General features: G+C 48.7%; 13 protein-coding genes and 1 pseudogene. 4 read left to right on the forward strand and 10 right to left on the reverse strand.

What is annotated here, in order from left to right; translation table 11 throughout:
- Nucleotides 1–257: 257 nt before the first annotated feature.
- From Q0R57_RS00820 to Q0R57_RS00835, 4 genes and pseudogenes are all read right to left on the reverse strand, one after another.
- Nucleotides 258–1,160: an MlaD family protein gene (locus Q0R57_RS00820; protein WP_294742921.1), complete on the reverse strand. Its 903-nt coding sequence runs from the start codon at nucleotides 1,158–1,160 to the stop codon at nucleotides 258–260.
- A gap of 28 nt (nucleotides 1,161–1,188) precedes the next feature.
- The gene (locus Q0R57_RS00825; RefSeq protein ID WP_294742923.1) at nucleotides 1,189–2,454 is read right to left on the reverse strand and encodes an N-acetylmuramoyl-L-alanine amidase; all 1,266 of its coding nucleotides are present in this window, start codon (nucleotides 2,452–2,454) and stop codon (nucleotides 1,189–1,191) included.
- A gap of 52 nt (nucleotides 2,455–2,506) precedes the next feature.
- A complete protein-coding gene (gene folB / locus Q0R57_RS00830) occupies nucleotides 2,507–2,893 on the reverse strand; it encodes a dihydroneopterin aldolase (protein WP_366516816.1) in 387 nt (128 codons plus the stop codon).
- A 31-nt stretch (nucleotides 2,894–2,924) separates the two neighbouring features.
- Nucleotides 2,925–3,347 (reverse strand): annotated as a pseudogene (locus Q0R57_RS00835) (ribonucleoside-diphosphate reductase, adenosylcobalamin-dependent); the annotation flags it as partial.
- A 343-nt stretch (nucleotides 3,348–3,690) separates the two neighbouring features.
- On the opposite strand from Q0R57_RS00835, the gene Q0R57_RS00840 reads away from it, so the two are divergent.
- Nucleotides 3,691–4,380, forward strand: a complete 690-nt coding sequence (locus tag Q0R57_RS00840; RefSeq protein ID WP_294742925.1) for an MIP family channel protein — start codon at nucleotides 3,691–3,693, stop codon at nucleotides 4,378–4,380.
- A 234-nt stretch (nucleotides 4,381–4,614) separates the two neighbouring features.
- Here Q0R57_RS00840 and Q0R57_RS00845 read toward each other — a convergent pair whose 3' ends face one another.
- From Q0R57_RS00845 to Q0R57_RS00870, 6 genes are all read right to left on the reverse strand, one after another.
- Entirely contained in the window at nucleotides 4,615–5,388 is a 774-nt protein-coding gene (locus Q0R57_RS00845) for a glycosyltransferase family 2 protein (RefSeq protein WP_294742927.1), read from the reverse strand.
- Nucleotides 5,385–6,659 (reverse strand): glycosyltransferase family 4 protein, encoded by a 1,275-nt coding sequence (locus Q0R57_RS00850; RefSeq protein ID WP_294742928.1) that lies wholly within the window; start codon nucleotides 6,657–6,659, stop codon nucleotides 5,385–5,387. The genes Q0R57_RS00845 and Q0R57_RS00850 overlap by 4 nt, the downstream gene beginning before the upstream one ends.
- Nucleotides 6,660–7,115: 456 nt before the next feature.
- Complete coding sequence (gene ispF, locus Q0R57_RS00855) at nucleotides 7,116–7,592, reverse strand: 2-C-methyl-D-erythritol 2,4-cyclodiphosphate synthase (RefSeq protein ID WP_294742930.1); 477 nt, start codon at nucleotides 7,590–7,592, stop codon at nucleotides 7,116–7,118.
- A gap of 32 nt (nucleotides 7,593–7,624) precedes the next feature.
- A complete protein-coding gene (gene porV, locus Q0R57_RS00860) occupies nucleotides 7,625–8,800 on the reverse strand; it encodes a type IX secretion system outer membrane channel protein PorV (protein WP_294742932.1) in 1,176 nt (391 codons plus the stop codon).
- Nucleotides 8,801–8,823: 23 nt separating this feature from the next.
- Nucleotides 8,824–12,369 carry a type IX secretion system sortase PorU gene (porU, locus tag Q0R57_RS00865; RefSeq protein WP_294742935.1) on the reverse strand — a complete coding sequence of 1,182 codons (3,546 nt, stop codon included), beginning with the start codon at nucleotides 12,367–12,369 and terminating at the stop codon, nucleotides 8,824–8,826.
- A gap of 17 nt (nucleotides 12,370–12,386) precedes the next feature.
- Nucleotides 12,387–13,004, reverse strand: coding sequence for a fumarylacetoacetate hydrolase family protein (locus tag Q0R57_RS00870; RefSeq protein WP_294742936.1), 618 nt, complete (start codon nucleotides 13,002–13,004; stop codon nucleotides 12,387–12,389).
- 196 nt (nucleotides 13,005–13,200) lie between these two features.
- Here Q0R57_RS00870 and Q0R57_RS00875 point away from each other — a divergent pair, with 196 nt between their 5' ends.
- The 3 genes from Q0R57_RS00875 (at nucleotide 13,201) to Q0R57_RS00885 (ending at nucleotide 16,002) form a co-directional block, all read left to right on the forward strand.
- Complete coding sequence (locus tag Q0R57_RS00875) at nucleotides 13,201–13,560, forward strand: BlaI/MecI/CopY family transcriptional regulator (protein WP_294742939.1); 360 nt, start codon at nucleotides 13,201–13,203, stop codon at nucleotides 13,558–13,560.
- A 1-nt stretch (nucleotide 13,561) separates the two neighbouring features.
- Complete coding sequence (locus Q0R57_RS00880) at nucleotides 13,562–15,382, forward strand: carboxypeptidase regulatory-like domain-containing protein (protein ID WP_294742943.1); 1,821 nt, start codon at nucleotides 13,562–13,564, stop codon at nucleotides 15,380–15,382.
- A 149-nt stretch (nucleotides 15,383–15,531) separates the two neighbouring features.
- Nucleotides 15,532–16,002 carry a hypothetical protein gene (locus Q0R57_RS00885; protein WP_294742948.1) on the forward strand — a complete coding sequence of 157 codons (471 nt, stop codon included), beginning with the start codon at nucleotides 15,532–15,534 and terminating at the stop codon, nucleotides 16,000–16,002.
- Nucleotide 16,003: the final 1 nt, after the last annotated feature.

The following is a 16,003-nucleotide window of genomic DNA, read 5'->3' on the forward strand; positions in this document are numbered from 1 at the left end:
TCTTGTTTATTTTACAAGATTATGTCTTGCTTTGTTTGCGAGTGCAAAGTTCGCAAAAAATTTTGATTCCTGCAAATGTTCCTTTTTCGAGGTTTGTGTTTACAAATCGTGTAACTTACTATCTTTTGGAGGGTTATAATGTTTCACGATTTTTCAACAAGTCAAGGTCTTGCAAAATTTCAACCATTTGTATTTCAATATGTTATATAATTAAGAAACGGGCCTTATCGCCCGTTCTTTATTTAGACAAAATAAAATTATCGGTCTTTTTTGCCAAAAACCGAGAAGTGTACATAGCGTTTTGGATGCTGCCTCAAATCTATCAATAAAGAGTCGGCACTTTGCATCGTAGCGTTCATATTATTGTACAATTCAGCATCACGCATCAGCAGGCCAAGAGTACCCTCGTTGCTGTTCAGTTTTGCAGTGGTCTGCTCTACGTTAGCCATTGCACGATCCACCTTCTGCATGGTGGCGTTCAGATCCATCTCGTTCAACTGTCGTGTAACACCCTCTACGTTGGTTAGCACTCCGTCCACCTTCGTCACCATCTGCGGCACTTGCTTATTCAACTGTACTGACAACTGGTTTAGCTGATTCGTGGTGGCACTCAGATTGGCAGTAATAGCGTCAACATTATGCAGAGAGTTCTTAATGGCAGGATCCTGCATCAGACTGTTCAGTGACGCCAGAATAGAATCCAGCTTGGGCAGCATCACCTCAATCTGAGGAATCATATCTGCAGCCTTACCCATCAGTCCGCTAGCCATACCACCTTCTATGGTATCACCTTTCGCCATCAAGTCTATGGGGTTGGGGCCAAACTTCAGCTCCAACTTCACGTTGCCCAGCAGGTCGCTTGAGATCTCGGCCTTGGTACCCTTGGGCAGACTGAGTTTATTGTCCAATCCTATGACTGCTACAATGTTGTCTGGACGTGAATAGTCATAAACAATCTGTTCCACCACGCCAACACGATAGCCATTGGCATAGACAGGACTCGATGCCGACAGTCCGCTCACATCACTGAAACGGGCATAGTAGCTGTCGTCTGTAGAAAAGAGCGTCAGCCCTTTCAGAAACTGCATACCGAAAAACAGAATCACAATACCGGCTATAGCTACCAGTGCTATTTTCACTTCTTTCGTAAAAAACCGCATATTCCTTCTTCCTTTATTTAATATTGTATTACTTTCCGTTAATCTCACGAATGGCAGCTTGCGTGTCCATACGTACTCCGTTCTTGAAAGCCACGATGAAAGCCTGGGGGAAGGTCTTGGCCACCTCCTTACGCAACTGCTTTACTTCATTATAGTTGCTAGTGGCGCCAACAGTGTACTTCCACATCTTGCCATCCTTGTAGCTGCTTACGTTCTTCAAGCCCTTGAACTGTTTGGCACCTGCCTTCAGCTTGGTGTCGCTGGCCATGAACTGCACCTTGAACACAGGCAGGTCTTTAGCAACAGGCTGTGCAGAAGCCTCCTGTTGTTGAGTAGGAGTTAGTGCCACAGACTCACGCTCTACGGCTGACGCCTCCTGCTTAGAGGTATCCTGAGGTTGCTCCTTCTGAACAGGGATCTCAGGCCGAGAAACTTGTTGAGGAGCTGGAGCTGGCTGAGGTGCGGTAGTGGGCTCCGGAGCTGGCTGAGGCACAGGGGCAGGCTGAGGTGTTGGGGCAGAAACAGACTTTCCTGTCTTCGAGTTCTTATACTCCACAAACGCCTGATAGATGCCTCGGCCCAGTGCATCCTGATTGGCTTGGTCGTTCAGGTATTTCTCTTCCGATACCGTGGTGATATAACCCAGTTCTATAAGGCAGGCAGGCATCGACGTCTCTCGCAACACGAGGAAGGCATCCTGCTTCACACCCTTGTTAGGACGGTTGGCCGTGCGACACACATGCTTTTGGATACCCTTTGCCAGTTCCACACTCTCAAGCATGTTCTTGTCGTTAATCATCTCAAAGATGATATAACTTTCAGGTGAGCGTGGATCGAAACCAGAATAGTGCTGTTTGTAGTTATCCTCAATCAGCACCACTTCGTTCTCACGCATAGCGGCACTCAACTTCTCGTCGCTGCGACGCATACCCATCGTATAGGTCTCCAAACCCGTTATCGGCCTTTTGCTGGCCACCGCATTGGTGTGTATGCTGATAAACACATCGGCTTTGTTCTTATTGGCGATATCGGCCCTTTGATGCAGGGGAATGAAGACATCTGTTTTGCGAGTGTAGATAACTTTCACGTCAGGACAGTTCTGCTCCACATAGCGTCCAAAGGCCAACGCCACCTTCAGGTTGATGTTCTTCTCATAGGAATATTTTCCCTTGGCACCAGCATCCTTGCCACCATGACCAGCATCGATGACCAGCGTGAACTTCTTAGGCGCAGCCATCACAAAGACCGTACCTATGATTGTCAGAAACAGAAAAACAATGATTTTCCTTGTCATACCATATTATATCACCTGCAAAATTACGCTTTTTCTGCGAGAAACGCTCCAATCACGCTTGAGTTTTATCATTTATTAAGTGTAACGTGACGCCAGCACCAGCACAGAGGGCTCCCATAGGAGGATTCAGTTTAGTAACAGTCAGCTCCACAGCCTCAGTCTGCGGAAAGTGGTCAATGATAGCGTGCCCCATCCGTCCTACCACATGTTCCAGGAGATTCGAGGGTTGTGCCATCTCACGTTTCACAATGTCAAGCAGGGTGGCATAGTTCAGCGTGTCTGCCACATCATCACTCTCCATCGCCTTGCTTATATTATAATGTACACGGACGGTGACTGAATATTCTGCCCCCACCCTACGCTCTTGTTCCAGCACGCCATGATAGGCATAGAGCCTCACATCGTCCAGGCTAATGACACTTTTCTCAAACTTCATCATTGGCATTATCGTCGTAATCAGTATTGCCTGGCAGATACTTTTTCAAAGCTCGCTCCACACCATTCTTCCAGGTATTGATACTCTCCGACTGCAACTGCAGCGATGCCACCAGCTTGATAACATGCTCTATAGGCATGCCATAACGCAACACGCCACTAATCAGCTTGGCGTAGTTCCAGTATTCAGGGTTGAACTTCTCAGACAGTCCCTCAACGGTAATCTTATAGCCTCGAGTATTCTCAAACTGGAAATCATAGCGCTTGGTGCCGTCGGCATTCATCTGCTTCACAATCTTTCCTTTCGTCACCGACTTCGGCAAAACAATACCTTCATCGTCGTCTTGCAGACCTGTGAATATCTCATAAGGATAACCATTGAGCAGACCTACCAATGCCACCCATTTTTCTTTATTGTTCTGAAAACGCACCACATCACATTCCAACGACTGAGGACGGACCTCCGTCAGTTGCGGCGTTATCGTCATCGGAGCCACAGGAGCAATCTCACGCAGATGTTCACCCAAGCGTCTCAGTTGCTCTTCGGTAACATGGTTCTTGCAACCCTTTTCCCTTTGCAACAATTCGTTCATCAGCCGTTCTTCGCCGCCATAGGCTGCCAACAGTGCCTGTAACACGCTCTCGCTATCCATTGTTTTCTGTAAATCCATTGTCTTGATAATTATCGTTTCTGTGTGCAAAGTTACACATTTTCTGTGACTTAACAAAGATTAAACCAGTTCTTTTGCATACAGACAAAAAAAATTTTATCTTTGCAGAGAATTTTAAATCCAATTGATTATGAAAAAGTATTTTGCTGAAGCAGTAGGCACTATGGTGCTTGTCTTAATGGGATGCGGCGTCGCCGTAAGTTTGAATTGCACGTCCGACTGTTCTACGGTCGCAAATGCTGCTAGTGTCATTGGAACCGCCTTCGCCTTTGGTCTGGCCGTCGTCGCTATGGCCTACACCATCGGAGGCATCTCTGGTTGCCACATCAACCCTGCCATCACAGTGGGATGCCTGCTTTCAGGCCGAATCAGCGGCAAGGATGCTGTGGGTTATATCTGTGGACAGATTGTGGGAGCCTTCATTGGTTCCGCCATTCTCTTTGCCCTCACCAGCAACGTGGCTGGTCTTGACGGCACGGGCGCCAACGACCTGCAAAATGGCGTCACATGGGCTGGTGGCCTCATCGCCGAGATTGTGTTTACCTGCGTCTTCGTACTTGTCGTTTTAGGAGCCACCTCCAAGACCAACGGTGCCACCAACAACTTCGCTGGTCTCGCGATAGGTCTCTCGCTGGTTCTCGTCCATCTGGTATGCATCCGTTATACGGGCACCTCTGTCAATCCTGCCCGCAGTCTGGCTCCCGCCATCTTCCAAGGCGGCACAGCCCTCAGCAACTTATGGATTTTCATCGTGGGTCCCTTCGTTGGTGCCGCCCTCGCCGCTGGCATCTGGAAGGCCATCGAGCCTAACGGCAAGTGAACCTAAACGAATAAAATAGATAAAGCAAAGAGGATGAGCTTCAATAAGCACATCCTCTTTTTTTAGTCCTAACTGTTTATTTCTCTAGTATATTTAAAATTTTCTATTTCAAACCTTGAAATTTATATTTCAGGGTTTGCAACACATATTTCAAATCCTGAAACTTATGTTTCAAACCCTGCAACAACATTTTTTCAATGCAAAGATATAAAAAAGTTCTTCACATATGTACTCCTATCGCATCAGGAACCAGAAGTGAAGGGCGACTGTCTGGAAGAAGCCGTAGTGACGACACATGACACGGAAACGCTCGAAGAGTGAGGCACGATGATTTTTGGTAGTCTGCCCCTCTTCGAGATAATTGGCAGTAACGATGCCAACAGGCACTAAGGGGAGATTCATACGTTCAGCCTCCCGCATCACACGTATACACCAGTCCACATCGGCAGAGAAGCGATAGCGGGTATCGTACTGCAGGTTCTTGGCAATATCCGTACGGGCATAAAAAGCTTGGTGACATACCAGCATGCCCTGACGGAATGATTGCCAAGACAATTGTGCTGGTGGCTGCAAGCGACGATGATACAGGAATTTTCCTTCTCCATCAACAATGTCCGTCAGTCCATAGAGCACAGCAGGCAACTCGTCAGAGGGGCTCTCCATCAGGCGGCAGCGATGCACCACCTGTTCTAGAGTATCGTCCTGCGGAAAACAGTCGCCTGCATTCATATAGACAACATAGTCACCCGAAGCCTGAGACAGACCTTTGTTCATCGCATCGTAAATACCCTTGTCAGGTTCTGACTTGATAATGACCTTATGCCCCAGCTCCGACTGATCAGAAAGACTTTTATAGTCCTCAGCCATCTGCAAGGTACCATCTTTTGAGGCACCATCGATAATGAGATGTTCCACGCCGCCATAGGTCTGACGCAGCACACTCTGGAGAGTACTCTGCAACACTGACTCCGCATTATATGTGATAGTGACAACCGTGAACCGTATCATAGCTTCAAGTGTTTTTGGGCCAAAGCCTCTTGGTAGACTTCGATATAGCGCACCATGACCTGCTGGGTGGCATAATGATGGTGCACCTTCCTAACTGCCTCTGTCGACAGAGTCTGAGCATCGGCCTCGTTAAGGATCCAATCGATGCCATGAGCCAAGTCATCAACTGAACGGTAGTCAGCCACATAGCCATTCTTCTTGTGGTCGATTTCCTCAGGGATGCCTCCAACACGGAACCCCAGGCAGGGCACGCCGCAAGCCATCGCCTCCATAATGGTGTTGGGCAGGTTCTCGCTAAGCGAAGGCAGTACAAACATACTGGCTGCCCTATAGATTCGTACAATACGCTGACGGTCAGCAACATAACCCAATGGATAAGCAGGGAAGGGCAATTCGCCAGCCACCTCATCAGCATGACTACCCAAAATAACCACACCTGTCGTATCTTTCATCTCCGGCTTTTCAGCAGCCAACTTCTTACAGGCATCGATGAGATACTTCATACCCTTATTGGGATTGGTGACGCGCTGACAGACAAAGAGGATAAGACGTTTGTCGCTGGGCAGTCCCTCAGCCTGACAAGCCTCTTCACGACTGCCAGGACAGAACACATTCACATCAATAGGATTGGGGATGCTCACAACAGTCTGCCCTCGTAGCAGGGCACTGCTCTTCGCCTCCTGCTCCAGCCATTTGCTGCAAGCCACAAAGGTGATATTTCCATTGTCCAAGAGTGCTTGCTTGCGTTTCCACACGCGGGCAGACAGGTCACGATTGCCACCACCATCAGGTAGATACTTACAATGATGGCAAGCTGTACGAAAATAACTGCAACCCAGCGTCAAGTGACAAATCGACGTGGCAGGCCAGATGTCGTGCATAGTCCAAACCACGGGTTTGCCCGTTTTCAGTATCTTACGGATATCAGACAACGACAGCATGCCTTGATTGATCCAATGCAGATGGATGATGTCGGCCTCTTGAAACTCTGGCAACTTTGTGATATCGGTGCCAGCGTTGGCTATATCAAGTTCAAAAAGGCGTTCACGCTTGAAGTGCAAATGCATGAAGATGACCAATCGCTCCCAAAGAAAATGCCATCTCTGGCGCAGATGACCTTTCAAACCTACCACTGTAATCTCGTCAGTCGACTTGTCACGCACCAGCATTTTGGCCTTGACACCATAATTATTTAAAGCATGCATCAGGCGGCTGGCAGCTACCGCTGCCCCACCTGCCTGTTCGCTTGTATTCACTATCAGTACTCTCATCGTTGTGCAAAGGTACGAAAAAGAATTGAACATTGTATGTTTTACAGTGAAAATTTTTGTTGTTTGCGGACACATGGCTTGATTTAAATCAAGAATAGTGACATTATTACACTAAATTTCTTTGAAATACTTGTGGGGTTATGAAAATCGTTGTACCTTTGCATCGTCAAAAGGTTAATAGATTGTTTTAGGTTAGTAGTAATATTTATAGTTTTAGGTTTTTAGTTATTGGTAAAAAAGAAAGTTTTCAACTGTAAGGATAACAGGAGGTCGCTGTGAAGCTCCCTTTTAAACTTTCAAAATTTTTAGTCCTTGTGGACTGAAAATTTCTTTTGGAAAAGGATTTTTAGTTAAACATAGGCTTGTTCCGCTGTAGCTCGAGAGAGTTGCAGCGGACTTTTTTTTATCGTTATTCCAATTTCGGAATAACGAAAGAGCGAAAGGTGAGAAAAGGGATTATTTCTCGATGAGAGCAACGGCGTAGGCAGAGATGCCCTCCTGTCGACCTGTGAAGCCGAGTTTCTCAGTGGTGGTGGCCTTGATGGAAATCTGGTCAGGGTCACAACCAATAACCTGCGCCATGCATTGCTGCATAGCAGGAATATGCGGGTTCATCTTAGGCTTCTCAGCACAGATAGTAGCATCGATATTTACCAGATGATAGCCCTTGGTGGCAATGAGCTCGATAGTTTTCTTCAGAATGATTTTGCTATCCATGCCATCGGTCTCGGCTGAGGTATCAGGGAAATGATAGCCAATATCACGCATATTAGCGGCACCCAGGATGGCATCGCAGATGGCATGAATCAACACGTCGGCATCACTATGTCCCAGCAGCCCCAATGTATGTTCCAACTTGATGCCGCCCATCCACAGGTCGCGGCCCTCCACCAACTGGTGGACATCATATCCCATTCCTACTCTAATCATCATTTATTCTCATTATGACGTTATTACGATGGTATTTATTTGAATAAATCCTTGATACCATCCATATCGAAGGCCAAGGTGAAACGCAGGGTCTGGTCGAGGGGATTCGACTGTGCAGTAGAGATGACATAGCCAACATCGAGCGAGAAGACATTCATACGGAAGCCACCACCCACGGTGAAGTACTTACGGTTACCCTTCGACTCACTCTCGTGGTGATAACCAGCACGCAGCGAGAACTGGTCATTGTACACATACTCAGCGCCCACACTCCATTGTATCTCCTCCAGTTCCTCCTTGAAGCCGCCAGGTGCATCGCTGAAGCTGGTAAACATTCCCTTGATGCTACTCATGTCGGAGTATTCACGACGCACACGGTCATGATAGTCAGAGTTCGACTCATCAACACCCTGCATAGGCACCGTAGGCACCAGCAGCTTATTGGCATCGGCCGCAATGCTGAAGCGGTTGTAGTCGTCGACAGGAATCATCAGCGACGTACCAACACGCAGGTTGGTGGGGATAAACTGACTCTCCTCATCACCATAATAAGATATCTTACTACCAATGTTTGTCACTGTGGCACCAAAACCAAGCTGACACTCACGGCTGCCCAGCATCACATAATTATTATAATACATGGCGATATCGGCAGAGAAGGCAGAGGCCGGCTTCGAATCCTCGCTATAGTCATAACGTAGGTCGCTGTAAATCCATCGCAGACCGACACCCAACGAGAAGTGATCACTCAGCATTCGCGAGTAGGCCACGTCAAGTGCCATCTCATAAGGCTTCACAGTGCTCGACTCATCCTCACCGGCACCATCGGTATAGACTGTACCCAGAGAGAAATAGCGCAGCGAACCAGACAGGGCACCATAGTCACCTACACGATAATAACCCGTGACATAAGCCAGGTCGATATCGTTGACCAACTGACGGAGCCAAGGTGTGTAGTTAAGCGACACTCCTGCACGGCTGATGCAGAAGGGATACTTTGCCAAGTTCCAGTGCTGCGAGTTAACGTCAGGGTCGGTAGCTGCACCCACATCACCCATACCAGCAGCACGAGCATCAGGTGCAATGGTTTGAGAAATCACTGCATGTTCAACGGGATTGAACGTATTTGTCTTATAGTCGTCAGCCTTACTGACACCTACAGCCAACAGCCAGAGGCCGAAAGCCATACCTATCTTATAATATCTGTCCATGCTATTATAAACGTAGTCTAGTCTCAATTATTGCCCAGCACTATCAACTTTTTGGCTTCAGAGGCCTGACTGCTGCCATTACTGCTGATAAGCACACGGTAAAGATAGACGCCAGTGCGCAGTCGACTGCCGCTGCTGGTAGTCAGGTCCCAGTCGATGGTGTAAGTATTATCGGTGGGTATGCCACTCTCCGTCTTTCCCCACAGTTTACGGCCCGAAGTGTCGAAAATCTCGAGTTCCACATCCATTGAGCTGCCATTACGATCATGGGTCACGATAAACTGTGTATAGGTAGTGGCAGGGTTCTTAGTACAGATGACGCTCTGCAACGAGGGTTCCTGACGAGCATCAACCATGAATGTGAGCTCTGCAGTAGACGAGTTGTTCTGTACGTCCCAGGCTCGGAACAGCAGCTTATGCTCACCGCTGGTCAACTCAGGCAGGCTGTAGCCCACATTGCCAGAGCAGTAGTCGCCAAAGTTGTATTGGAAATACTCATTCAGGTTGTACGTTTTGTTCATGTCACCATCAATAATCAACTCCAAGTCGTGTCCAATACCACTACCTGCTACGTTGATGCCGTCCTTATCCGACAGCTCTGCATAGAAATAAGGTGTGGAATTGACGGTGCCGCCATTATTGAAGCGGTCGCTATTCAGGTAACAGTAGATAGAAGGACCGATGCCATCGTTTACACCTTCGACAGAACCAGAAAGTGTGAAGTTTTCGTTACGTCCATGTGCCTCCTGCGTTTTGTCGCTGCTGACGGCATAAACCAGAAAGAGGCCCGTTTTATCAGAATAGCTAATATCCTGCGGCACAGAGAAACGAATAGTAAACTCGCCATTCTTCACGCTGTCCCTACCCGTATAGATGGTGTTTGGACGATCCTTGAAAGTAAACGCATAAGTGGTGGAGGCATCGTTCTGCTTACCACTCACTTTCTCCTCAACATCTCTTACGATAAAGGTTACCAGACCATTGAACGAGGGCTGTCCCTCGATATGTCCCTTCACCGTAGCCACAGAACCAGCCTTCAACTGACAGATGCTGCTTCCTGTTTGGGCAGAAACCAACTGTCCGTTGATGCTGTCAACAGTAGCCTGCAGCGTAGGAGCCGCCAGAACCAGCGCAGGGTCGCCCAGCAGGGCATAATGCATTCGGTTGATGCGTTCCATCTCGATGCCGCTCGACGCGAAACCATTCTTGGCTTGACGCACTGCCTCGCCCATCGACATTCGTTTTCCATTGGGCGAACTGAGCACATATCTCATAAAGGACTTGTTTATCAAGCGATTATAGCGAGAATACACTGTTCGTGTGGTTCCGAAGAAGGCTATGGAGCCGCCATAGTCGTTGAACATAGCCAACTCACCAAAGTTCTCCTGCTGTCCGTCAAAGGGCATAATATCACACGAAGCCGTCACCCACAAGGGCAAGCGCAACGACATCCTTTCAGAGAAGTATGATTTCTTCACCGACTGCTCGTGCGACATGATGTAAACGGAGCCGTGACCAGAGTAATTCATCACCAGGGCTCCTGCCTGCATCTGCTGACGCACCAAATCTTCCACCTCAGGAAAACGGTTGCCCGTCGAGGTTGAGACACGGGTATAGGCATCCCAGTATATCTTCTTGATATCAAAGTCAGGATAGAGGTTATGCACAGACGTTGCCACTGTGTCGGCATCTGTCATGTGCAGGTTATTATCGCCATCATCGCCCATGAAGCACAGCGTGTTCTGCCAAGCGCCAGCATGGGCGTTGGTACGATAGTCATAAATCTTGTCGACCACAATCTTTGCCTCATTGGCAGTACGAGCAGACAGGCGTCCTACGGCAGCATCGATGCCCTGACGCGTCACATCCCCCTCGTCATCATCAAGCAGACAGAAATAGTCGTCAGTGACATAGCTATAGAACTGACTGTACGAGTTCTCGCTCTCATAGCACAGCAAGAAGTCCTCTGGCGACAAGCTTCGCCAGTCGCTGGATAGCATGCGGTTGTCCCAGGCGCCATCGCCAAACATCAGCAGATAGCGGGGCATGTCGGCATCGCTCTCAGCACGATCGTACAGCATCTTCATATAGCGACGATAGGCGGTAGCATCGGGGGTACCACTGGAGAACTCGTTGTAGAGTTCATCGGCAGGCACGATGTTCACTCGCAGGTTGTCGTAGGTCGCGTGCAAGCTCTTCAGGCGCTCTGCCTGATCAGTAAACTTCTGCGAGGCAGGCACAATAATCACCATATCGGCTTGGGCATCGGCATGATGGTCCTGATTGGTAATGCCATAGACATATTCTGGCTCAGGCAGCGACGATGAGGTGAGGTCGGTGAAGGGCTTAGGACTCTCATAACGTAGCGAGACATAGTCGATACGCACATCGCCACCAGAGGTCTGGCGCAACGTAAACGTATTGTTGCCCTCATGATTCAGGGCATCAGCAGGCAAGTCGAAGGTCCACGTCGACAGGGCGGCAAAGGCAAGTCCATCCCTGAGGTTGCCACTAGCATCGACAGCAGAGGAACCTGGCACCATCGAGCCTAGAGAAGTTCCGTTGAGTGCAATCGTGGCCTCGAACTTCGAGTTGAACGACAGTACCACATCAACCTTTACTGTGGTATTATGTACTGCTGGCAGCACGACGTCTCGATTGCTGCCTATGGTAAGCTTCTCTTTCTCATAGAGGTTACGTCCACCATGATACCAAGCGTAGTTGTCCACCTCATAGAGGTCGTGATAGTCATTAGGTAAGGGATAGCACGATGCCTTGAACGTAGCACTATCCACCGTCTGCGGCTCGCCCTCAGCCTCAGTCAGGAAATAATAGCCATAATCAGAATAAGGATTGCGCGTGCGAGCCATTGCCGTATTCGAAGACCAGTTTACAGGGCCAACGGCATAGAACAGACGGCGTCCGCCAACCACACAGGTGGGCACCTCCTTCAAGTCGTCTGTCGAGGAAAGATAGTCGCCAGTAAGCTGTTCGTCCTGCAAGGCACCACCATAGCCATAGATGCGCACCTTCGAGGGGTTTGAGAAGCCAGCCTGACGAATCAGCACATCAGTGAGCTGATAGATGCCTGTCTCCCCCACTCTGATCTTTGCCCACTTGCCTTCTGCCAATACGGAATGGGCGGCATAGCGGGGTGATGATGGTGAAGGGTGAAGGGTGGAAAGGTTTCTTGAATGACCAGGGGCAGTGGCTTTGACATCGAGCATGAAGCTGACCAGCTTCTGGTACTTGCCATCACGGAATACGACTGGTACGAACGAGACATTCAGCACGCCCTCCTTGCGCACCACACTCACAAACTGCTCTACGTTAGGCAAAGATGGTGGCACCTCAGTCGTGATAGTCTGATAGCGGGCAATGTCACCTTTCGACATCTCCATAAACTCCGGATAGGCGATGCTCACCTCGTAAACGGAGTCGGCATAGTGGGGTCCTAGCGCCTGCTGATAGCTGAAACAAGGCAGCACAGAGTCTATCTTCACCTCATCGGCGGTGAGGTTGAAGAAGTGCTGGGCGTGAGCCATCACACTCAGCAGCAATGTTGCCATGACTATCAGATATCGTCTCATTTACAGTTAAAATCCAATACTTTTCTTTCTTCCAGCCATCCTTCCAGATGGTCGTCTATCTTCACAGGCCCCACACCTACAGGCGTTCCAGTAAACAGCAGGTCGCCAGTCTTCAGCGTGAAGTAGGTCGAGATATAGGCTATCAGCTCGTCCACCTTATAGAGCATATCGCTGCTGCAGCCTTCCTGCACCGTGGTGCCATTAATGTCCAAGTGGAAGTGCAAAGCCTGCACATCGGGCAGCTTCTCTTTTTCCACCCACTGGCCTATGACAGCCGAGCCGTCGAAACCCTTGCAGATCTCCCAGGGCAGTCCGTTGGCACGTGCCCGCTCCTGCCAGTCGCGAGCCGTAAAGTCAATGCCTACTGTCACCGCATCGTAGTAGCGATGGGCAAAACGAGCCGGGATGCCCTTGCCCAGTCGGCAGATACGCACAACCAATTCGGTCTCGTAGTCCACACGCTCGCTCCAGTCGGGTATGAAAAACGGCTTGCCGTCCTTCAATAGCGCCGAGTCAGCCTTGGTGAATATCACAGGTGCCTCTGGTTTATATAACGTGCCGTCCAACTCTTTATTGTGCAGCACATAGTTCATTCCTACCGCAAATATCTTCATGATGTCCTTATATTACTGATGAAGATGCAAAGTTAGGCATTTTATTTTATATGGAGAAAAGCAGCAGATTCTTTAACATTCATGTATTAATAACTACATATGTATTGTTAATATGAGTTAACAAATTTGATAGTTACTACAATTTGTAGTTACTTTGCATCAGAAAACTTAAAACCGCGTTCAAAAAGTATTCAATATGAAGAAACTGACTGACAAGGAACTGACCATCATGGAGGCGCTCTGGGAGCATGGCGAGCAGTCCATCCGCGACCTCATAGGCAACCTCCCCGGGCCTGCCCCACACTTCAACACGATAGCCACCTATGTGCGCCGTCTTGAGATGCATGGCATGATTAATCACAAGGAGCTGAGTCCGAAATTCTATCTGTACGATGCTACTGTCTCGCGCGAACAGTATGTCAATGCCATCCACAAGGAGAATGTCAACAAGCTCTTTGGCGGCTCGTACATGGGATTCATCTCAAACCTGGTGAAAGAGCACGACGTGAGTGTTGACGAACTCAAGGAATTAATCAAAATGATAGAGGAGGACTGATATGGGAAGTTTTGTCATATATATCATTGAATGGGCCCTGTGCCTGTCGGCCTTTTTATTGTTATATAAGATGTGCTTCAGCGGCAGTACGTTCCATCGTTTCAACCGTATGTTCCTGCTGGGCAGCGTGGTAGTGTCGGCCCTGCTGCCACTCATACATGTCACCACCACCGAGCAGATGGAGCCTATCGCAGAGGTCTGCCGACTCAACACCGAGCAGTTTGAGCCGCTCAACACGGAGTTCTCTACTCTCAGTTCTGAGTTCTCGCCTCTCGACTCGCAGTCCTTGACACTCAGTTCACAACTGTCCACCAGCCAAAGGATATTTCTGGCCATCGCCCTCGCATACCTTATTTATATATGTATCCAGACCGTTGGCTGGCTGAGGTCGCTGGTGAAGATGATACTCTTCCTGCGTGGAAAACGAACCCACAGAGTGGGACGTTGGATACGGTTGGTAGTGCATAATGAAGAATACGGTCCATTCAGTTGGATGAACTATATCGTCATCTCCAACAAGGAGAACGGCTTCGGACGTCGTGCCAGCATGCGTCACGAGCTGTCGCACATCAAACTGCTGCACCCCCTCGACCTGGTGTTCATCCTGTTGTGCACCCTGGTCAACCCAGTATGCTGGCTTATTATGAAAGAAATCAAAGTGGTTCACGAATATGAGGCCGATGATGAAGTGATCAATCATTATCAAATCCAAAGTCGTGACTATCAGAGATTATTAGTCCTGCGGACAGTCGGAGCGGAGGCCTACGCGCTTGCCTGTTCGTTTAATCTTAACATTAAAAAACGAATTATCATGATGAAAAAGAAACAGTCACATTGGTGGCGCATGATGTGGATTGCAGTCACCTTCCCGCTCGTAGGCATCGCCCTCACAGCATTCTCAAAACCCAAAGAGGCTTTGAAAGAAGTAATCGACAATAGCGTCGAGATCATTGAACAGCCTATCGTCGAGGCTCTTTCTGCCGAGACCGAAGAGGTTGAAGTTATTGAGACACCAGCCCCTGCTCCTGCACCTGTGAAAGAGGTAAAGGCAGTTGACGAGGTCAAGCCTGGCGACAAGATCTCAGGTAGTGTAAAGAGCAAGAACGGTCAGCCGCTCCAGTCCGTCAACCTCGTTGAGATAGACGAATACGGACGTATCGTGGCTTCCAGCGTCACTGACAAGAACGGCAACTTCGCATTCAAGGTAGTGAACCCCAAGCACAAGATCCGTATCTCTTACGTTGGATTCAAGAGCCTGACGCTCGACATCAACAGCAACAAGATTGACGCTACGCTCGAAGAAGCTATGGTCATTAGCAACATCAGCGTTCACACTCAGCCGCTCAACATCGACAATGATGCTCTGAACACCCCATACTTCAAGGATGATGTCCTTCCAGCTGATGATGACAAGGTGTTCAATGTGGCAGAGGAGATGCCCAAATATCCTGGTGGCAACCAAAAGATTTTCGAGTATCTGGCAGCTAATCTGCGCTATCCTACAGTATCCAGAGAGATGCTGGTCGATGGAGAAGTCGTTGTGAAGTTCATCGTCGGCAAGACAGGATTGATCAGGTCGCCCAGAGTCATTGAAGTGAACACGAAAAGCCCGCTCATCACCTACGAGGTGACAAAAGCTGCTAAAGCGGATGACGAAGAGGCTAAGGAACTCTTGAAGAATTATCAGGACGCCATCGAGGCCCTGAAGGAAGAAGCTATCCACGTGGTTCGCAACATGCCCCGCTGGGAGCCTGGCCGACAGAACGGCAAGCGCATCGACACCCCCTTCACGCTGCCCGTCAACTTCAGCCTTGCCCAATAACTTCCTGTCACTTTAATACAACCAAAGACTCCCACTAAAACGGTGGGAGTTTTTGGTTTTTCACATATTATGAAATAATTTTTTGATGAATCAGAAAATAGTTGTACCTTTGCACCCAAACTAACGAAAGAATCATACGAAAAAGAATTATGAAAAAGTTATTCGCATTAATGATTATCCCTGCTGCTATGGCTTTATCCTCTTGTAGCGGCTGCTCGAGCGAGCCAACAGTAGCCGAGGAGAGAAATGAGCTAGAAGAGGAGCTGAAGTTGGGCTGGAGCGAAGTGGACGACGAGGTGGGCGACCTGATGAAGGAGTTCAACGCCAACATGGACAGCCATAGTCGTGACGGCATGATATCGCTGGGCATGGGATTCCAAAACGGTAACGTGCTGCTGAACTATACGGTGGACGACAACAAGTTTGACCTGGGCAACCTCGAAAGTCTGAAAGCTGCCATGACCGACTCTATCAAGCAGATGTCGACCCAGGAGAAGGAGGACATGCAATGTATTCCCAATGCCGGCTATAAGATTATCTACACCTTCGTAGGCAAGAAATCGGCTACCATCGTATCCTTTATCTTTACGGTAGAAGAGTTGCAGGAACTGCTGTATTAGT

The sequence above is a fragment of the uncultured Prevotella sp. genome, assembly GCF_946407605.1.
Lineage (GTDB): Bacteria > Bacteroidota > Bacteroidia > Bacteroidales > Bacteroidaceae > Prevotella.